General features: G+C 62.9%; 16 protein-coding genes. 1 reads left to right on the top strand and 15 read right to left on the bottom strand.

Going from position 1 to position 19,135, the window contains the following annotated elements:
- Positions 1-157: 157 nt before the first annotated feature.
- The 13 genes from PZH32_RS06020 to PZH32_RS05960 all read right to left on the bottom strand — a co-directional run bounded on the left by PZH32_RS06020 (position 158) and on the right by PZH32_RS05960 (position 15,520).
- Positions 158-1,171 carry a cell division protein FtsQ/DivIB gene (locus tag PZH32_RS06020; RefSeq protein ID WP_275206861.1) on the bottom strand — a complete coding sequence of 338 codons (1,014 nt, stop codon included), beginning with the start codon at positions 1,169-1,171 and terminating at the stop codon, positions 158-160.
- Positions 1,164-2,096, bottom strand: a complete 933-nt coding sequence (gene murB, locus PZH32_RS06015) for a UDP-N-acetylmuramate dehydrogenase (RefSeq protein WP_275206859.1) — start codon at positions 2,094-2,096, stop codon at positions 1,164-1,166. The genes PZH32_RS06020 and murB overlap by 8 nt, the downstream gene beginning before the upstream one ends.
- A gap of 8 nt (positions 2,097-2,104) precedes the next feature.
- Positions 2,105-3,487, bottom strand: a complete 1,383-nt coding sequence (murC, locus tag PZH32_RS06010) for a UDP-N-acetylmuramate--L-alanine ligase (RefSeq protein ID WP_275206857.1) — start codon at positions 3,485-3,487, stop codon at positions 2,105-2,107.
- 36 nt (positions 3,488-3,523) lie between these two features.
- Positions 3,524-4,639 (bottom strand): undecaprenyldiphospho-muramoylpentapeptide beta-N-acetylglucosaminyltransferase, encoded by a 1,116-nt coding sequence (gene murG / locus PZH32_RS06005; protein WP_275206856.1) that lies wholly within the window; start codon positions 4,637-4,639, stop codon positions 3,524-3,526.
- A 3-nt stretch (positions 4,640-4,642) separates the two neighbouring features.
- On the bottom strand, positions 4,643-5,887 hold the full coding sequence (locus PZH32_RS06000) for an FtsW/RodA/SpoVE family cell cycle protein (protein WP_275206855.1): 1,245 nt from the start codon (positions 5,885-5,887) through the stop codon (positions 4,643-4,645).
- 68 nt (positions 5,888-5,955) lie between these two features.
- Entirely contained in the window at positions 5,956-7,428 is a 1,473-nt protein-coding gene (murD, locus tag PZH32_RS05995) for a UDP-N-acetylmuramoyl-L-alanine--D-glutamate ligase (RefSeq protein WP_275206854.1), read from the bottom strand.
- 1 nt (position 7,429) lies between these two features.
- A complete protein-coding gene (gene mraY, locus PZH32_RS05990) occupies positions 7,430-8,479 on the bottom strand; it encodes a phospho-N-acetylmuramoyl-pentapeptide-transferase (RefSeq protein ID WP_275206853.1) in 1,050 nt (349 codons plus the stop codon).
- The gene (locus PZH32_RS05985) at positions 8,480-9,967 is read right to left on the bottom strand and encodes a UDP-N-acetylmuramoyl-tripeptide--D-alanyl-D-alanine ligase (RefSeq protein WP_275206851.1); all 1,488 of its coding nucleotides are present in this window, start codon (positions 9,965-9,967) and stop codon (positions 8,480-8,482) included. It abuts the gene before it with no gap.
- A 16-nt stretch (positions 9,968-9,983) separates the two neighbouring features.
- Positions 9,984-11,477, bottom strand: coding sequence for a UDP-N-acetylmuramoyl-L-alanyl-D-glutamate--2,6-diaminopimelate ligase (locus PZH32_RS05980; protein ID WP_275206850.1), 1,494 nt, complete (start codon positions 11,475-11,477; stop codon positions 9,984-9,986).
- A gap of 15 nt (positions 11,478-11,492) precedes the next feature.
- Complete coding sequence (locus PZH32_RS05975; protein WP_275206849.1) at positions 11,493-13,361, bottom strand: peptidoglycan D,D-transpeptidase FtsI family protein; 1,869 nt, start codon at positions 13,359-13,361, stop codon at positions 11,493-11,495.
- Entirely contained in the window at positions 13,358-13,951 is a 594-nt protein-coding gene (locus PZH32_RS05970; protein WP_275206848.1) for a cell division protein FtsL, read from the bottom strand. Before PZH32_RS05970 ends, PZH32_RS05975 begins: the two co-directional genes overlap by 4 nt.
- 112 nt (positions 13,952-14,063) lie before the next feature.
- Positions 14,064-15,020: a 16S rRNA (cytosine(1402)-N(4))-methyltransferase RsmH gene (gene rsmH, locus PZH32_RS05965; protein WP_275206847.1), complete on the bottom strand. Its 957-nt coding sequence runs from the start codon at positions 15,018-15,020 to the stop codon at positions 14,064-14,066.
- A gap of 23 nt (positions 15,021-15,043) precedes the next feature.
- Complete coding sequence (locus tag PZH32_RS05960) at positions 15,044-15,520, bottom strand: division/cell wall cluster transcriptional repressor MraZ (protein ID WP_275206846.1); 477 nt, start codon at positions 15,518-15,520, stop codon at positions 15,044-15,046.
- Positions 15,521-15,919: 399 nt separating this feature from the next.
- Here PZH32_RS05960 and PZH32_RS05955 point away from each other — a divergent pair, with 399 nt between their 5' ends.
- Positions 15,920-16,846 carry a site-specific tyrosine recombinase gene (locus PZH32_RS05955; RefSeq protein WP_275206844.1) on the top strand — a complete coding sequence of 309 codons (927 nt, stop codon included), beginning with the start codon at positions 15,920-15,922 and terminating at the stop codon, positions 16,844-16,846.
- A gap of 5 nt (positions 16,847-16,851) precedes the next feature.
- On the opposite strand, the gene PZH32_RS05950 is transcribed toward PZH32_RS05955, so the two are convergent.
- The gene (locus tag PZH32_RS05950) at positions 16,852-17,580 is read right to left on the bottom strand and encodes a trimeric intracellular cation channel family protein (protein ID WP_275206912.1); all 729 of its coding nucleotides are present in this window, start codon (positions 17,578-17,580) and stop codon (positions 16,852-16,854) included.
- Between the two features lie 35 nt (positions 17,581-17,615).
- Positions 17,616-19,097 carry a DUF1846 domain-containing protein gene (locus PZH32_RS05945; RefSeq protein ID WP_275206842.1) on the bottom strand — a complete coding sequence of 494 codons (1,482 nt, stop codon included), beginning with the start codon at positions 19,095-19,097 and terminating at the stop codon, positions 17,616-17,618.
- Positions 19,098-19,135: the final 38 nt, after the last annotated feature.

Here is a 19,135-nt window from a genome sequence, read left to right as displayed (position 1 = left end):
GCGCTGGTTTCCCCGCCGTGCGAAACGGCGTTTATGTGGGGATATTGTACACGATGAAGGTGCCTTTGCAACGCTTTGCGCGGCTAAAGGAATTCCCACGTCCACGAATAAGCCATTAATGCCTGCATTTTTCCCGCCGTCCGCTTCTTGACGCGCTCTAAACGGCGCGCCAGGTGGGGCGGTCCACAACGCGAACGTTGATGTAGGCCACGGTGCCGGGATTCTCTTCCATGATTTTCAGGCAGATGCGCTCTTTGTCGCGAATGTCATCGGCGGTGCCGAAGGCAATCTGCACGCCATCGTCCAAGGTGAGCAGCGTGGACTGGGCGTCGGTGGCCGACACCGTTCGAATGCGATCGGCAAGCTCGGTGGACAGACCGTCCAAGATGGCCAGGGCGTTGTTCACATTGCCGTCGGTGCAGTAGGTACCCACTTCCGGGGTAAGCCCGAAGGGAACGTCGGTGATATGGAGCACCTTCGCCGCGTCTTCGTAGATTTGCGGGCTGATCATCTGACCTAGCTCGCTGTCCTGATCGGGAATCTCCATAAGCCACATGCCGTCCGAGGCAATGGCCCAGTGCTGCGTCACCTTCGCGTTGTCGGCCACCACGTCCACCACCGCGGCAATGGTGCGCTCGGTTACCACAATCTCGAGGGTGTCGGGGAAATGGCGTTCGACATGCACCGACTGCACCCAGGCATCGCGCACAACGCTGTTCTCGATGCCCGCGGTGTCCACGGTCAGCAGCGTGGTTCCCTGGGGTACGGCGGCTAGCACGGCCATCTCTTCCGAGGTAAGGTGATCGGCGCCGGTTACCTCCACCTTCGTGATGGTGAAGACCGGCGTGAAAAACAGCACCGCATAGGCACCGCCCGCGATCACCGCCACGATAGCCAGCACAACGAGAGCGCGAAACAGCCCCGATCGCTTGGGGGCGGGACGGGAAGTGCGCGCCGAGGGCGCCGTGCGCGGCAGATCCCCCAAGCGCACCGAGCTTACCGTTGAGCGCGACGCAGGCGCAACGGGACGGCCCCCCGCGCGCGAGGCGCCAGAGCGAGCCGTGCGGGCTCCGGGTACGGATTGCGGGCGCGACGCAGTGCCCCCTCGCGCCGAGCGGGCACTGCGGGCCGTCGTGCGAGGATTAACCGACGAAGAGGTGCGCCTAGCCATGGAACGGCTCCTCGAAGCCCACGAGGCGCACCTCGGGCAGCAGGCTCACGCCATAGGCCTCGCGCACCCGCGCGGCAATCTCGTCCATAAGGCTGCGCACATCGGCAGCGGTAGCGCCGCCCTCGTTCACGATAAAGTTGCCATGGACCGCAGAGATGCGGGCCTTGCCCTGGGCATAGCCCTTCAGGCCGAGCTCCTCGACCATGCGTCCCACCGACGCGCCTTCCGGGTTCTTGAACACGCTGCCGCACGTGGGCTGGGACAAAGGCTGGGTCTCTTTGCGACGCGCCAGGTTGGCCTCCATCTTGTCGCGCACCTTGAAAGGGTCGGCCACGTCGGCCACCAGCTCGCACTCGATGATGATCTCATCGGGGGCGAAGGAGCTGGTGCGGTACCCCCAGGACAGCTCATCGCCGCGGCGACGCTGCAAACCCGCTCCGGGCCGATAGGTGGTCACCGTGGCCACACGCTCGCCGATCCACTCGTCGCGCGCGCCGGCGTTCATGCGCAGGGCGCCCCCCACCGTGCCCGGCGTTCCCACGGCAAATTCGAAGCCGCCCAGGTTGCGCTTGAAGGCGTCTTGCACCACCGAGGACAAGGTGGCACCGGCGCCTACGAAAAAGCGGCCGTCCTCAAAGCGCATGGAACGGAAGTCCCGTCCCAACGCCACCGCTACCCCGCCGAAGCCCTCGTCGGAGACAAGTACATTGGAGCCGCGCCCCACCACCACCCAGGGCACGTTCGTTTCAGCGCACACGTCGATGAGCCCCGTGAGGGCGCCAACGGAATTGGCGCGCACAAAGAACCGCGCCGGTCCTCCGATGCGATAGGTGGTATGACGGCTCATGGGCTCGTTGGGGTACACGTCGCCGTCGAAGCGGTCATCGACCAGCAACGACTGAAGCGGAGAGGCGTGACGGGCCATAGGACGTCCTAGCGGCCCAGCTCGTCGACAAGCTGCGGAGCAATGGCGGTGACGTCGCCGGCGCCCATGGTGATGACCAAGTCGCCCGGCTCGGCCGTCTCGATCATGGCGGGTACCACGTCGATGCGGCGCGGCACGTAGCGGGCGCAGGGATGCCCGTGCTCGAGCACCACGTTCAAGAACGTCTTGCCCGTCACGCCGGGCACCGGCGCCTCGCCGGCCGAGTAGACGTCCATGAAGGTAACGGTGTCGGCATTGTCGAAGGCCGCGCCGAACTCGTCGTGCATCACTTCCGTGAACAGCGCCGCCCGCGAATAGCGATGGGGCTGGAACAGAACGTGGACGCGCTTGAAATCGAGGGCCTTGGCCGCGGTGATAGTGGCGGCAATCTCGGTGGGATGATGGGCGTAGTCGTCCACCACGGTAATGCCCTGGGCCTCGCCAATAAGATCGAAGCGGCGGCGCACGCCACCGAAGTCGGCCAGCTTGGCAGCAGCCTGCTCCACGTCGAGCCCCAGCAGGGCGATGAGCGTGAGCACCGCAGCGCCATTGGCCACGTTGTGACGGCCCGGATTCTGCTTGATGCGGCTCTCTACCACGCGCCCGTCGGGCAGCTGCAGCGTGAACTGCGAACCCACGCCGTGGTCCTCGGCGCTCAGAATGCGGGCGTCGCAGGACTCACCAAAGCCGTAGGTGGTAATGGCGCGACCCGTCGAGCGCGCCACCTGCACCAGGTTCTCGTCGTCGCCGCATACCACAATGGGACCCTCGGGGGCCACACCCTCCATGAACATGCGGAACTGGTCGTAGATTTCCTGAAGGCCCTCGTAATGATCCAGATGGTCGGCCTCGATGTTGGTGACAATGGCCGCCGCCGGGGAAAGATAGGTGAACGACTTGTCGGACTCGTCGGCCTCCACCACGTAGTAGCGACCGGTGCCCGAGTGGGCATTGGTGCCATAGGCGCGCACGATGCCGCCAATAAGGAAGGTGGGATCAAGGCCCATGGCGTCCAGCGTGCTTGCCAGCATGGACGACGTGGTGGTCTTGCCATGGGTGCCGGCCACCGCCAGGGTGTCCAGGCCACAGCCCAGCCGCGCAAGCATCTGAGCCCGGTGAACAATGGTAAGCCCCCGGCGCTTCGCCTCGATGAGCTCAGGGTTGTTGTCGAGGATGGCCGTCGACACCACCACCAGCGGGTCCCCCTCGGGGATATGGCTGGCATCCTGACCGATGAAAATGGTGAGCCCCGCATCGCGCAGCTGCTTGGTATAGCGGCTCTCCTTCAAATCGGAGCCACTGACCGCCATGCCCTGGTCGTGGGCCACGCGGGCAATACCGCTCATGCCGACACCGCCGACGCCGATGAAGTGAAGCCTATCTTGAGCCATGGACAACCGCCTTTGGGATTCGAGGATCAAACTTTGTTATTGTATAGCATCGGCAGTGCCCGCGGCAGCGGCTACCACAACATCTGCCAAACGAGAGGCTGCCTCCGTGGTCTTCTGGGCCAGGGCCGCCGAGCGCATGGAGTCACGCAGGGCCGCATCGTCGATAAGCGCCGCCACGGCCTGGGCGAAGGCTTCCGTGTCCAGCTGGTCGTCGGGAATCAGCGTCGCGCAGCCCGCTTCCACGTAGGCGCGGGCATTGGTGGTCTGGTGATCTTCGGTGGCATAGGGAAAGGGCACGAGCACCGCCGGGATGGCCCGGGCGGAAATCTCGGCCAGCGAGGTAGCGCCGGCACGGGACACAATGGCGTCCGCTGCGGCCATGGTCTCCCCCATACGGTCCTGGTAGCCCATGATGTGCCAGCGTTGCTCCTGCTCCGGGGTCAGTGCCAGAGCCTCGCGCACCGCTTCCAGCTCCTTCGGTCCCGTGATGTGCACCACGTGTACCGACGGCCGAGCCAGGATGTCGTCCTTCAGGGCCACGAGCGCCTCGTTGATATGACGCGCCCCCAGCGAGCCGCCGAACACCAGCAGCATGAAGTCGTCATCCCCTAAGCCGAACAACGCACGGCCCTCAGCCCGATCGGCCTCGATGACCGATCGGCGCACCGGGTTGCCGGTCACATGCACCGGAGCACCCGGATCGAGGGCCTTGGCGGAATGATCGTAGGTAAGGCACACGGCCTGGGCACGCTTGGCCAGGTACTTATTGGCCATGCCCATCACGGAATTTTGCTCGTGCACCACCACGGGCACGCCGGCCTGCTCGGCGGCACGGGCCACGGGAATGGATACATAGCCGCCGAATCCCACCACCACATCGGGCTTGATGTCGGCAAACCAGCGCTTGGCCTTTTTGGTGGAAGCGGCAATTTTGCCCACGCCCTTCACCAGCGAAAGAGGATGGGCGCGGTCGAAGCCCGAGGCCTCGAAGGCCGTGAAGTTGACCCCGGCCTGGGGCACCAGTCGCGCCTCGACGCCCTGGGGCGTGCCGGCGAACTCTACCTGCCATCCGCGCTGGCGCAGCTCGTCGGCAAGAGCCAGGGCCGGATTGATGTGGCCGGCGGTACCGCCGCCGGAAAGAACAGCCAACATGGACTACCTCCTTGAAGGGAATGCTAGGGAGCGGGCCGAGCGCACCGAGGCGGTCGAGCGGCGATAACCCCGCGAGGACGAGCGCTCGGAGCCGCGACCGCTTTGACGCGCGGTACTGCCGCCCTCCTGCTTGACCAGGCGCAAATCGGCGCGACGCTGCTCATAGATGGACGGCGCCGGCTCGGCTGCCGACACCGAGAGAATAAGCCCCAGCAAGATAAACGACGAGAGCATCGACGAGCCGCCGGCGGAAATAAAGGGCAGCGGCTTGCCCGTGGTGGGAAAAACGCCGATGACGCAGGCAATGTTGAGGAATGCCTGGAACACCAGCATCACCACGCAGCCGCCGGCAATCATGGAACCGATATCGTCGGAGGAGCGCTCGGCAATGGACAGGCCCGACAGCAGCACGCCGAAGAACAGCAGAATGACCGCCATGGCGCCCACCAATCCCAGCTCCTCGCCGATAACGGCGAAGATGAAGTCGCTTTCCGAGGCGAACAGGTACTGGAACTTCTCATGGGAGTTGCCCAGGCCCACGCCGAAAATGCCTCCCTCGGAAAGCGCGTAATACGAGCGAATGATGTTGTAGCCGGTGCCGTAGCCGCCCTCGCCGTCGTCCCAAGGGTTGAGAAACACCATACGGCCCGCGCGGTAGCCCGTGCCGAAGATGGCGTAAAGGCCGAACAGAAAGCCGGCGCCCATAATGAGCAGAATAACCTTCTTCGGCACGCCCCCCAACCACATGACCGCCAAGATGCCCACGGCGCAAATTACCGTGGTGCCCAGGTCGGACTGCGTGCGGTACATAACGCCCAGGGGAACGACGATGAAGATGATCGCCCGCACCACCGATGCTCGAAACTCCACCGCACCGCTGCGGTAGTCCACCAAAAGACGAATAGCCATGAGCAGAAAGGCGATCTTGCAGAACTCCGAGGGCTGAATGCGGAAACCGCCCAGAGACAGCCAGCGCTGCGCGCCATACTCCGCATGGCCCGATAGAGCCGTGGCAAGAATGAGAGCTACCGCCACGCCCCAGATGACCCACACGATGGGCCCTACCCACACGCGATAGGGAATGACCTTCCAAAGCACCAGGGCCATTACCACGCCGACCGCGGCAAAAATCAGCTGATCGGTAAAGTAATCGCTGGCGGCTACGCCGCTGTCCAGCGCCGTCACCATGGAGGCGGAATACACCATGACCAGGCCGATGAGCACGAGGCCCAGGACGCACAAAAGCAAAAGAACACGAGGCCCCTGCTGCGAGGGGCCCTGCTCGGAGGATCGTTGTGAAGCCCGTGCCGTCAAAGCTAGCAGCCTTTCTGCGCGGCCGCGCGCTGAGCCACCAGGCGCTTGAACACCTCGCCGCGCTCCTCGAAGCAGCTGAACTCGTCGAACGATGCGCAGGCCGGGGACAGGATAACCACGTCTCCCGCATCGGCGCAGGCCAGCGCTTCATCCAAAGCAGGCTCCAAAGTGGCGGCGCGCAGTACCGTGGGCACTTTGCTGCCCGAGAACGCCTCGAAAAAGCGATCGGCCGCCTCGCCGAAGCAGACCACGGCCTTGGCATGCTGCTCGCAGGACGCTACCAACGGAGCCAGATCGGTTCCCTTGTCACGGCCGCCCAAGAGCACGATAGGCTTCTGAGGCACGAAAGCGGTAAGCGCCACCAGCACAGCATCCACGTTGGTGGCCTTCGAGTCGTTGTAGCAGGCCACCCCGTTGACGGTGCCGGCCGGCTCGATGCGATGCTCCAGCGGAGCGAAGGCCAGAAGACCTTCGGCCACCTTGGTAGCCGTGGCGCCCAGCACCAACGCCGCAGCCGAGGCCGCCAAGGCGTTCACCTGGTTGTGCTCGCCCTTGATTTGCAGGTCGTCGATGAACACCAGGCTCGATTCCTCGCCCTCCCAGGCCACCGTCAGGCGACCCGAGGGTGCACGGAACGCGGCATTTTCAGCCCCGCAGACCGTGCGCATGTCGCCGCCCAGCCCCTGGGCCGTTCCCACAGGCACATAGGCGAAGGGGAAGCCCCCTTCGCTGCGGGCGGCGCGGATCTTCGCCCGCACCTCGTCGTCCAGCGCATTGAGCACCGCCACGCCATCGGCTTTGGCCAGGTTGGCGAAAGCCTTCCACTTGGCCTCGGCGTAGTTCTCATGGGTGCGGTGCCATGCCAGATGATCCGGCGTAATGTTGAGCATAATGGCCACATTGGGCGCGAAATCCTTCGTGGAAGCCAACTGGTAGCTGGAAGTTTCAGCCACGTAGACGTCCACAGCCCCCGATGCGACGGCATCAATGCAGGTTTCCCCGATGTTGCCCACGGCGGCCGCCTGGAACCCAGCCTCCTTCAGCAAATGGGCCGTCAAGGCCGTGGTCGTGGTCTTGCCGTTCGTACCGGTGACGGCCACCCAGCGGGAGGTGCGGGCACTTTCGCGCCAGGCAAACTCCACCTCGCTGATAACCTCAGCGCAGGCCGCCTCGGCACTGCGGTAAAAATCGGAAAACTGAGAGATGCCCGGACTGGCGATGCACAGGTTGTAGCTCTCCTCGATAGACTCGTGGTCGAACAGCACCCGAGCCCCGCGCTGGCGAGCGCTCTCGGCCCAGGCGTCGGCCTCCCTCGAGAAGGTGCCGGCGGCAATGGCCACCTCCTGCACCCGCGTGCCCAGCAAATCAAGGCAGTAGTTCGCCACGGCCTTGCCGCTCTTCCCTAAACCCAGAATAAGCACGCGGCCCAAGTCCACGGGGGCCTGCTTGCGATCAGCCAGATAGGCGACAGCCATGTTAGTTCACCCCCAGCGTGGTAGCAAAGTACAGCACAAAGCCGCAGGCAGCCAGCATGCCGGACACAATCCAGAAGCGCACGACCACCTTCGTCTCGGACCACCCTTTCTTCTCGAAATGATGGTGCAGGGGCGCCATAAGGAAGATGCGCTTCTTCGTCTTCTTGTAGTAAAACACCTGGATCATGACGGACAGGGCCTCGGCTACGAACAAACCGCCGATGATAATGACGACGAACTCGGTCTTGGTAACCACGGCCAAGCATCCCAGGGCCATACCAAGGGCCAGCGAGCCCGTGTCGCCCATGAAGATGTCGGCCGGGAAGGAGTTGAACCACAGAAAGCCGATGCAGGCGCCGGCCAAGGCGCCGGCAAAGAGGGCCGGCTCCAAGACGCCGGCGCGGAAGGCAATGGCAGCCATGACCAGCATGACGATCATCACCGTGCCGGCCGCCAGGCCGTCGAGACCGTCAGTCAGGTTCACAGCGTTGCACAGGCCCACCAGCAAGATCAAGCAGTAGATAAGGTAGAGCCAGGGAATCTCGATGCCCTCCCCCACGGGCACCACCGTGGTAAGCACACCCAGATCGATGGTGCAGATAAAGGGAATCTCGACCGTGGGCTTCACGCCCAGCATATTCACCGCGCACAGCACGAACACCGTGGCAATGGCGAACTGCCCTACCAGCTTCGCCTTGGGCGTTAAGCCAAGAGAACGCTCGTGGGCCACCTTGGAGGCATCGTCGATCAGGCCCAGAACGCCGGTGAGCACCGTGGCGCCCAAAAGCAGCCACAGCTCGGGCGTGGGAGCGCCGACCGAAGCCAGAAGCGTGAAGGCAATAACCGCCACCAGCATGATGACGCCGCCCATAGTGGGCGTGCCCTGCTTTACCAAATGACTTTGCGGCCCGTCGGCGCGCACCTGCTGACCGATGTGGCTTGACTTCAGGAAGCGAATCCATGCCGGCATGAGCACCATGGTGACCACCATGGACACCACCACGGCCAGAAAGATCATAAAGGTGGGATAGGACGAGAACAGAGAGAACATTTAACTAACCAATCCTTCGACAACACGATTGAGCTCCATGAAATGCGATGCCTTCACCAGCACCGCGTCTCCGGACTCAAGGCGACCATCGAGCTCTTCGAGCACGTCGGCCACTGTATGGGCGCGCACAATGCGCGCCGGATCCATGCCGGCCGCCTCGGCGCCCTCGGCGATAAGCGCCGCAAGGGAGCCCACGCAGACCAGCTGGTCCAGGGGAGCCGCTGCTGCCGCCTCCCCCACACCGCGATGGCAGGCATCGGCGAAATCGCCCAGTTCGCCCATATCGCCCAGCACGGCAATGCGGCGCCCGTTGACCGTCATAGCGGCAAAGGTAGCCAGCGAGGCGCGCATGGAATCGGGGCTCGCGTTATAGGCGTCGTTGATGACCACAAAGCCGTCCCGGGCCACAACCATCTCTTGGCGTCCGGATTCGGGCACCGAGCCGGCCAAGGCGCGGGCGATGACGGGCAGCATCAGACCGCGCGCGCGGCCCACGGCCGCCGCCGCGCAGGCGTTGGCCACATTGTGGGCACCCTGAAGGGCCAGGGCACACGGAGTGCGCTCGAGGGAGCCGCCCTCAGAAAAGCCAGCGGCGCACAGCATGAAGTGCGGACGCCCCTCCTCGTCAAGGGAAACCTCTTCAGCCCAAACCCGGTTCGCCAACACCACACCGGCCTCTTCCAACGTAGCAAAGTGCGCCTCGGCCTGCGGAGAGCCGTCAAACGCCGTGACCGCCACCGCGCGCTCGGCCAAACGAGCCTGTTGCGCGCAGAACGCCGCGAAGTCATCGGCGGCGTTCAGGAACGCGTGCCCCGTGCCTGCCGGCAGCGCGGCAAATAGCTCGGCCTTGGCCCGGGCGATGTTCTCCCGGGAGCCCAGAAGCTCGATATGGCTCTCGCCCACATTGGTGACAAGACCCCAGTCGGGGCGGACGAAATCGGTGAGTTCGGTAATTTGGCCCTGGCCGCGCATGCCCATTTCCACCACGACCGTGGCGGTTTCGGGATCGGCGGCCAACAGCGTGCGCGGCACGCCCAGCTCGTTGTTCTGATTGGCTTTGGTGGCCACCACCGTGCCGGCGGCGGCGCAGACATCGCGCAGAAGATTCTTGGTGGTGGTCTTGCCCACCGATCCGGTAAGGGCGACAACCCGGCCGTGCAGATGGCCGCGCCATTCACGGGCCAAGTCGGTGATGGCGCTGGTGGTATTGGCCACTTCGATGACGGCCGCCCCCATTTCGCGGGCAAGCAGAAGGGCCGAGCGGACGGGAGGCTGCATTACCAGCACCCCGCGCGCGCCGGCACGCAAAGCGGCCTCGACGAAATTGTGACCGTCCACGCGCTCTCCCGGCAGGGCCACGTAGAGCCAGTCGGGCTGCACTTCGCGGGAATCCCAGGTGATGCCCGTCATTAAGGCACTGGGGTCAATGGGATCTACCAGAAACTGTCCGCCCGTGTATGCTGCGATTTGTTTTGCGTTGAGGCGCACGCGCGTTCCTTTCCTATCAGGCTTCGTTCCCTTCGCCCGCAAAAGCCCGTTCAAGCTCTTCGGCAGCGACGAGACGATCGTCGAAGGACAGCACCTGGTCTCCCACCAGCTGATAGTCCTCGTGGCCTTTGCCTGCTAACAGGATAGCGTCTCCTGGCTGAGCCACGGCGATGGCTCGGGCAATGGCAGACCGACGGTCGGGCTCCACCTCGTAGCGGCTGGCATCTTCCATGCCGGCCACGATGTCGGCAATGATGGCGTCGGGGTCTTCCTTGCGGGGGTTGTCGCTAGTGACCACGGCGTAATCGGCCGCCAGAGCAGCCTGGCCCATGATGGGGCGCTTGCTGGCATCGCGATTGCCGCCGCAACCGAACACGACGATGGTGCGATGGTCGGTGAGCTCCTGAATGGAGGCAATGGCCTTGGCCAGGGCGTCGGGAGTGTGGGCGTAGTCCACATAGATAGTGATGGGCGCCTCTACCGCACAGGCCACCTGCTCCAAGCGGCCCGGCACCGGCGGCATAGTGGTCAGGGCCTCGGCAATAACCGCCGCAGGAATGCCCAGATGCAGGCAGCTGGCGAAGGCCGTCATAACGTTTTCCACGTTGAAGCGCCCCACCAGCGGGTAGTCAAGCTTGATGACGCTGCCGCGCACCTCCAGCTCAACCTGGGTGCGGGTGGCGCCGTAGGTAACCGAGCGCGGATGAATCTGGGCGGTGGTATCGAAGCCCGTGGTGATAACCTCATCGCCGGCAGCCGTGCAGCGGCGCAAAAGCTCGCGACCCCACGAGCCGTCGATGCTGATGACGCGCTTCGCCGGATAGTCTTTCGAGAACAGCAGCGCCTTGGCCTCGAAGTAATCGTCGAAAGTATGGTGGTAGTCCAGGTGATCCTGGGTCAGGTTGGTAAAGGCGGTAACGGCGAAGGTAGCGCCCCAGGTGCGCACCAAGTCAAGCGCGTGGGAGCTGACCTCCATGGCCACCACGTCTACCCCGGCATCGCGCATGCGGGCGAACAGCTTCTGCAAATCGGGAGACTCGGGGGTGGTGTGCTCCGACTTCTCCATGCGGCCGTTGATCTTGTTGCCCACGGTGCCGATGACACCGCAGCGCTTGCCGGCCACGCTGGCAATGTGCTCCACCAGGTAAGTGGTGGTGGTCTTACCGTTGGTGCCCGTAATGCCCACCAGGGAGAAGTCCTTGGAGGGATGGTCGTAGAAATTGGCCGCCACCTGGGCCATGGCCTTGCGGGAATCGGAAACCACTACCTCGGTGACATTGGTGGCGTCAGCCAGATACACCTTGCGCTCGACCACCAGCGTGGTGGCGCCGTGATCGATGGCGTCCTGGGCGAAGCTGTGGCCGTCCACCACATTGCCCACAATACAGAAGAACATATCGCCGGGCTGCACCTGGTCGCTGCGAAACGCGAGGCCCGCTACCTTCTCGTCGGAGTTGCCGATAATGGTGCATTCCATGCCCTGGAACAGTTCAGCACAGGTTTTGGTCATAGATGACACGTCCCTTTACGATGCGGTGATGTTGTACTGCTTTACAGCACTGGCCATTATATCGTTAAAGATTTGGGTGGTCTGCCTCATGCCCTCAACCTCGCTGGCTCCTACAAAACAAACTAAATTGCTTGACGAGTTGTCGATGAAGCCACAGAAGCCCAGGTTGTACACGCCTTCCTTGTAGCCGCCCTCTTCGGAGGCAATTTCCGCCGTGGACGTCTTGCCGCATACCTCGAAGCCTTCCAGATCGGTGGCGGCGGCGGTGCCGGTGCCATCGGTGACCACCGAGCGCAGCATCGAGCGCATATCGGCCAGAGCCTCGGCGTCCTCGGATACCTGCTCCGTGGCGTACTCGGGCACTTCCCCGCTTTGGGGCTTCGAGATCAGGAAGTGCGGCGTGCACATGACGCCATCGTTGAGGATCGTGCCGTAGAAGCGCACCATCTGCAACGGCGTGACGGCAATGCCCTGGCCGAAGCTGATGTTGTAGCCGGCAATCTTGCTCCAGTGGTCGAAGTCGAGCACCGTGCCCGCGCTCTCGCCCGGGTAGTCCACGCCCGTGCACTCGGTGAAGTGGTAGCGATGGATGGCGTCGTTCAGTTTGTCGAAGCCGGCGGCATCGCTGGCCAGCGAGATGCCCACATTCGACGAGTGGTTCAAGATCTCGCGCAGCGAGTAGGTGGCACCGTCGCGCTCGTGGGAGTCGGAAACGTCGTAGTCGTCGGCCGAGATAGTGCTGGGGCAGAACATAGTGCTCTCAGGGCCCATGTACTTGCTCTCCAGAATGCCCATGGCCGATACCGACTTGAAGGTGGAGCCGGGTTCGTAGGCCTGGGTGATGGCCTTCACCTGCTCGGAGCCCACCTTGGACTTCTCCATTTTCGCCGGGTTCATGTACGGCAGCGAGCACGCGGCGTAAATTTCACCGGTGGCGGCGTCCATGACCAGGGCACTGCCCTCTTCGGTGTCCAGATCCTTCACGCCCTCGGCCAGAGAGCGCTCCACCGTGTCCTGAAGCTTAATGTCCAGGGAGATCATGATGTCCTGGCCGTTGACAGCCGGCGTCTCTTCCTTCACACCGCCGGGAATGGGGAAGCCCTGCTCGCCGCGCTCGGCCACATACACGCCGGGTGTGCCGGCAAGAATATCGTTGTACTGGAGCTCGAGGCCCGTGATGCCCTCGCCGTCAGCGTTGCAGAAGCCCACCACCTGGCCACCCACCGAGCCATGGGGATACTCACGACGAGTGTCGGCAATGAAGTAGACTCCGTCGAGACCCAGCTCTTTGACCTCCGCGGCCTTATCGACGTCGGCCTGGCGCTTCAGGTAGACGAAGGTGGTGCTGGGCTTGCTCAGAAGCTCCTGGTAGTCGGCGGCATCACCGCCCAGAACCCGCGCAAGCTCATAGCCCTCGCGGGCCGCATCGGTGACTTCGGCAGGGTTGGCGTAAATGGTAGTGGCATCGACGCTAGTGGCCAGCACAATGCCGTTGCGATCGTAGATGGTGCCGCGACGGGGCGTGGTCTCGAAGCTGATGGTGCGCGACTCCTCGGCCATGGCAGAGTATTGATCGGCCATGATAACCTGGAGAAACACCAGACGCAGAAAGAACACCGCCGCCAGAGCCGCAAAAAAGAGCAGCAGGATGCGGGCGCGACCGGTCACCGACGGCGCCTCCCAGGCCGCTATGCCGCCACGGCGAGGAGCCGTGCTGCGCGCGTACGAGGAAGACCCCTCGCGACGACGGCGCGAGGAACGATCGTCGGTGCTGAAGCCATAGTCCGAGCGGCTGCTCGCAGAGGAGCTGTATCGAGAGGAGCGGCCACGGGAAGAGCGACCGTAATCGCGAGATCCGCGCGAGGAACGAGGTCGCTGGCTCATGCGCCAGCTCCTTGCTGCGCCACCACGGCGGCGCTCTCGGACAGCGACAAATTGCCGGCCCCATCGGTGGCCACCACGTCATCGCCCAGGACAATCTGATCGGTGTATTCCGCGGTAGGAGCCGCCATGTTCATGGATTCCGCTTGGGCCCGAATGCGGGCAGGATTGGAAAGCACGCTTTGGGCTACTTCCAGATCGTTGCCCTCGGAGCGCGCCGACTCGATATTCTGGGTAATCTCGCGCGTCTCCAGAGCGCAGGCCGCCGAGGCCGAGGCAATGGTCACGCGAACGATGGCAATGAGAGCCACGGCCACGGCCACGGCCGCCAGCACCTTGGCCGCCATAAGCACACCGTCGGAAAGACCGTTCGACTGAGGGCGACGCCCTTGGCCGGGCACCACGGCAATGCGCGGCTCGGTATCGTAGTCGGGAAGCACCTCGGCCGTGGCCGTGGGCACATAGCGCGCGCCGCGATAGCCGGCGGCGCCCCGCGACGAGCGCGAAGAAGCAGCCGTGAAGCTTGAGCGCGTCGAACGGGCCGCGGAGGAGCGGCCGTAGGACGATGCGCGGTAGTACGACGATGCGCTCACGGTCTCCTCCTTCGGGTACGTTTCAGTCTGCGTTTTAGGCTACACAAGCCCGAGACTCGCGTCGTCGGGCTTGCATGGTTCATGGAGCGTTTCCTTTGGGAAGCCAGGCTTCTCAAAGCTTTTTCGCGATGCGCAGTTTGGCGCTGCGCGCACGGGGGTTGCGGTCTATCTCTTCTTTCGTGGGCACAATCGGCTTGCGCGTGAGCACCTCGAGTATCGGCTTTTTGCCGCAGGTGCACACCGGCAAGTCCGGCGGGCACGTGCAGCGGTTCGCATAATTGGCGAACAAGTCCTTCACAATGCGGTCTTCCAAAGAGTGGTAGCTGATCACCGCGATCAGACCATTCGGGTTAAGCCAGCGCACTGCTGCGTCCAGCCCGCGTCGCAGAACAGTGAGCTCCGAGTTGACTTCAATCCGAAGGGCCTGGAACGTGCGCTTGGCGGGATGCCCGCCCGCTCGGCGGGCCGAGGCGGGAATCGCCGCTTTGATCACTTCGACCAGTTGGCCGCTCTCCGTGAAAGGAGCCTCCGCCCGCGCCTTCACGATGAAGTCCGCGATACGGCTGGCCCATTTCTCGTCTGAATTGTTGCGAATGATCCGAGTGAGATCTGCTGCGTTGTAGGTGTTGACGATCTCTTGTGCGGTTAGGGTTTGATTACCCGGATCCATCCGCATGTCAAGTGGGCCATTCTCCTTGAAGGAGAAGCCACGTGATTGCGTATCGATTTGCACTGACGAGACGCCCAGATCGAACAAGATGGCGTCGATGCCGGGGATCTCGCAGGACAAGAGCAGCTCGTCGAGGTTTCCGAAATTGCCGCGCAAAAGGGCCAGCTCGGGTCGCTCGTCGGCGGGGATGGCTTCCAGTTTCTCGGAAGCGGCAGCCAGGGCCACCTCGTCTTGATCCACGCCAATAAGCAGTCCGTCTTTCCCCAGATGCTTGGCCGCCTCGAAGGAGTGCCCCGCAAAGCCGAGTGTTGCGTCCACGTACACCGGATGATCCGGCAGATCGAGGGCGTCGATGCACTCGGTGAGAAGAACAGGTATGTGCCGATATTCGCTTGTCACGGTTCGCTCGCCTTACGTCCGCCCTAGCTGTAGAACAGGCTGAGATCCACTTGCTCGCTCTCAGCGGCAAGACGATCGGCGTCCCAAATCTCGAAGCGGCCCGTGTTGCCCACAATGGCGACATCCTTGTCGATGCCGCAGGCCTCGCGCACCTGAGGAGAGAGCATGATACGACCAGAGGAATCGACCTCTACGTCGTAGGAGCGCTTCTTCAGTTCACGGCGCAGGCGCACATGCTCGCGATCGGTTTCCTTGTACTCCCCGAAGCGATCGATGAACAGCTTCTCGATCCATTCGTTGAAGTCCGGCGTCTCGAACACGTACACGCACTCATTGGTGAGCTCGGGGGTTACCACGAGATCTTTGGAAAGAACCTTGCGGAACTTCGCAGGAAGGGCCACGCGCCCCTTGCCGTCAACCTTGAAATGAAACTCACCGTTCAGATCCACCTCATGGCGAGGTGCACCTGCGGCGGTTTCATTGTCGTCGGCGTGCGGCACGGCTTCCTTCCCCTGCTGCGTTTTGAGTGGGATTTGATTTCGTGTGTAGTGCGTTTCGAAATCCCGCTCGGTCTTTTTCCACGTTCTGCATACTACCCCACTTTGCCCCACTTCGCAACATTTTCCGCCACTTTTGCCCCCATTTTGACCCACTTCGCACCCGCAATATCTGGCAGAGCCCGCATAGGAAACATGAGGGAAATCAATATCTTGTATGTCTCTTTTAGGATAAGGGGCTTAAACCACTAGATATGCAAAGCGCGGCAAAATACCGTTGACACCCTGTATAACGAACAAGGCATCGAACGGGCTGTGGGTGACTTTTGAAGACCGTGACATTTCGCCCCACCAACGGCGGTACAATGAGATTCCCGTGGTCCCCTTCGACAGGAAGCCCTTATGTTCGAACTGGAAAATGCCCTGGACGAGTATTTGTCCTACCTGCGCATCGAGCGCGGCTCTTCCCCGCGCACCGCCGAGGCGTACCGACGCGATCTCGAGGGATACCTGGCTTTTCTGGACGGCGAAGGCGTCGAGGGCATCGACGATGTCACGCGAGCGATCATCGTTGGCTACGAAAAGTCTCTGCAAGACGAAGGCCTGGCCGCCACCACCGTGCGCCGGCGCATTTCGGCCGTGCGCGGCTACCATCGCTTTCTGGTGCGCGAGGGGCTCACCCAGGCCAACCCCGCCGAAGCGGTGAAGATCCCCAAGGCTCCCGATAGGCTGCCCGATGTGCTGAGCATTGAGGAAGTGGGGCGCATGATCGACGTCTACGTGGACGAACGGCCCCCGGGCCTGCGCGACCGAGCGCTCCTCGAGGTGCTCTACGGATGCGGCCTGCGGGCCAGCGAGATCTGCGACCTTAATATGGACGGGCTCTTTTTGGACGAGGGCTTTTTGCGCGTGTTCGGCAAGGGGTCTAAGGAGCGCCTGGTGCCCATTGCCGGCGCTGCCGATCGGGCGTTGCGCCGCTATCTGGCCGAGGGACGGCCGGCGCTGGCCCGCAAGGCCTCTGCGCCCAGCGCCGACAATCAGGCGGCGGTGTTTCTCAACCAGCGCGGCGGCCGCCTGGGGCGCCAAAGCATCTTCAACTTAGTGCGCAAGGCGGGAGCTGCCATCAACCGCTATGATTTGCACCCTCACACGCTGCGGCACTCCTTCGCCACCCATATGCTGAAGGGCGGTGCCGATTTGCGCGTGCTGCAGGAAATTCTGGGGCACGCCGACATGTCCACCTTGCAGGTGTACACGCACCTTGATCGCACGCACTTGCACGAGGAGTACATCAGCGCGCACCCCCGCGATAAGATGGACTTGGCCTAGCGTCCCTACTTCCGCTTGCGAAACCGCAAAGCGCGAGCCGTCGGCTCCTTTTTGCGATGAAGCGTGGCTCGGCGGAACATCTCCGCACAGAAGTCCTTCGCCTTATGGGCACCACGACTGACCGTGGGCACTAGATTGGCCTCATCGGAGGTTTTCCAGTCGAAGTACACGCTGAAGTAGCGCAGGAACACCACGGAGAACACGCAGGCGATGGCCGTGAGCACCAAGTTCGATCCCAGAAACGCCATGGTGGCGAACACCAGGGCGCCGGCCAAGCCGGCTACGGCATAGAAATTCGAGCGCTGGAAAATTCCCGGGGTCTCCCCCACGGCGATATCGCGCAAGGCACCCCCACCTACCGAGGTGAGTGCGCCTAGGATGACCACCATGATGAACCCCTCACCGCACTGGAAGGCCTTGTTGGCGCCAGCCAGGGCAAACAAGGCTACCGACAGCGCATCGGCAAAGAAGAGCAGCTGCCCCTCGTGCTTGAACAGTCCCCGGAAATAGAACACGAACACCGCGAGTCCCATGCAAATAAGGATAACCTCGGGGTATTGCATGAAGTACACGCCGTGATCCTGCAAGAGAAGGTCACGGATGATACCGCCGCCATAGGCCGTAAGCAACCCCAGCACCACCGTGCCCACAATATCGAGCTTGCGATCGCAGGCGAAGATGGCGCCGGTAATGACGCCGACGGCCACCGAGAAGAAGTCGGCGCCAAAGGGCACTTGCAAGGTGGCCCCGTCTGCGAAGAACTGCTCCATTACTTGTGGTAGTAGCGATGCTGCTCGTACTTGGGCTCGCAGCACACATTAATGCCCAGCGTGCGGTACAGCTTCTCATCGGCCGCCGAGATGATGACCGAGAAGTAGGCATCGCAGCCGCGCAGCTTGTCGGCATTGTCGATGAGCTCGGCCGCCAGCGGATTGGACACCGAGCTGATGGACAGGGCCAACAGCGTCTCGTCGGAGTGCAGGCGCGGGTTGTGGCTCTTCAGGTGCTCGGTCTTCAGGTGGCAAATAGGCTCGAGCACTTCATCGGAAATGACGTAGAGCTCGTCATCAACCCCCGAAACGCCCTTGAGCGCATTCATGAGCAGCGCCGATGCGGCACCCAGAAGATTGCCGGTCTTGCCCGTTACCACACGACCGTCGGGGAGCACCATGGCGCCGGCGGGGCCGCCGGTGGTCTCCTCCTTCAACAGGGCCGCCGAGCGCGCCGGTGACAGGTTCTGCGTGATGTTCGCCTGGTTCATCAGAAGCTCGATCTTCTTGAGCGCTTCCTCACCGGTGCCCGTGCGCTTGATCTCCTCGGCTGTTTGGAAGTAGCGGCGCACGATCTCGTTGTTGCCGGCCTCGCGGCACACCTCGTCGTCCGAGATGGCCAGCCCGGCCATGTTCACGCCCATGTCCGTGGGCGACTGGTAGGGGCACTCCCCCGAGATGCGCTCCATGGTGGCGCGCAACACCGGGAAGATCTCCACGTCGCGGTTGTAGTTCACCGTGGTCTCGCCGTAGGCCTCCAGGTGGAACGGATCGATGATGTTGTCGTCGTCCAGATCGGCCGTGGCGGCCTCATAGGCAATGTTTACCGGATGGGACAGCGGCAAATTCCAGATGGGGAACGTCTCGTACTTGGCGTAGCCGGCGGTCACCCCGCGCTTGTGCTCGTGATAGAGCTGCGAGAGGCAGGTGGCCATCTTGCCCGAGCCGGGGCCCGGAGCCGTCACCACCACGAGGGGCTTGGTGGTCTCGATGTATTCGTTTTTGCCGAAACCCTCGTCGGAAACGATGTGATCGATGTCGTTGGGATAGCCGGCAATGGGGTAATGCAGATAGCTGGTAATGCCCATGGCCGTCAGGCGCTTGCGGAACAGATCGGCGTTCGGCTGGTTGGCGTAGCGCGTGATAACCACCGAGCCCACCTTGAACCCCATGGAGCGGAAGATGTCCATGAGGCGCAGCACGTCCTCATCGTAGGTAATGCCCAAATCGCCGCGCACCTTCGAGCGCTCGATGTCGTTGGCGTTGATGGCAATGACAATTTCCACCTCGTCCTTCATGGACTGGAGCATGGAGATCTTCGTGTCGGGCTTGAAGCCGGGCAGCACGCGGGAGGCATGGTAGTCGTCGAACAACTTGCCGCCGAACTCCAAGTACAGCTTGCCGCCGAACTGGTCGATGCGCTCGCGAATGCGCTCCGCCTGCAGCTCGATGTACTTGTCGTTGTCAAATCCCTCGCGCATGGCAGTCCTTTCCGCAGTGCTCGCAAACGCTTGCCGCC

This window comes from Adlercreutzia equolifaciens, from assembly GCF_029076695.1.
GTDB lineage: Bacteria > Actinomycetota > Coriobacteriia > Coriobacteriales > Eggerthellaceae > Adlercreutzia > Adlercreutzia equolifaciens_A.
The sequence above is the reverse complement of the archived record's forward strand: the minus strand, read 5'-3'. Positions and strand labels throughout refer to the sequence as shown.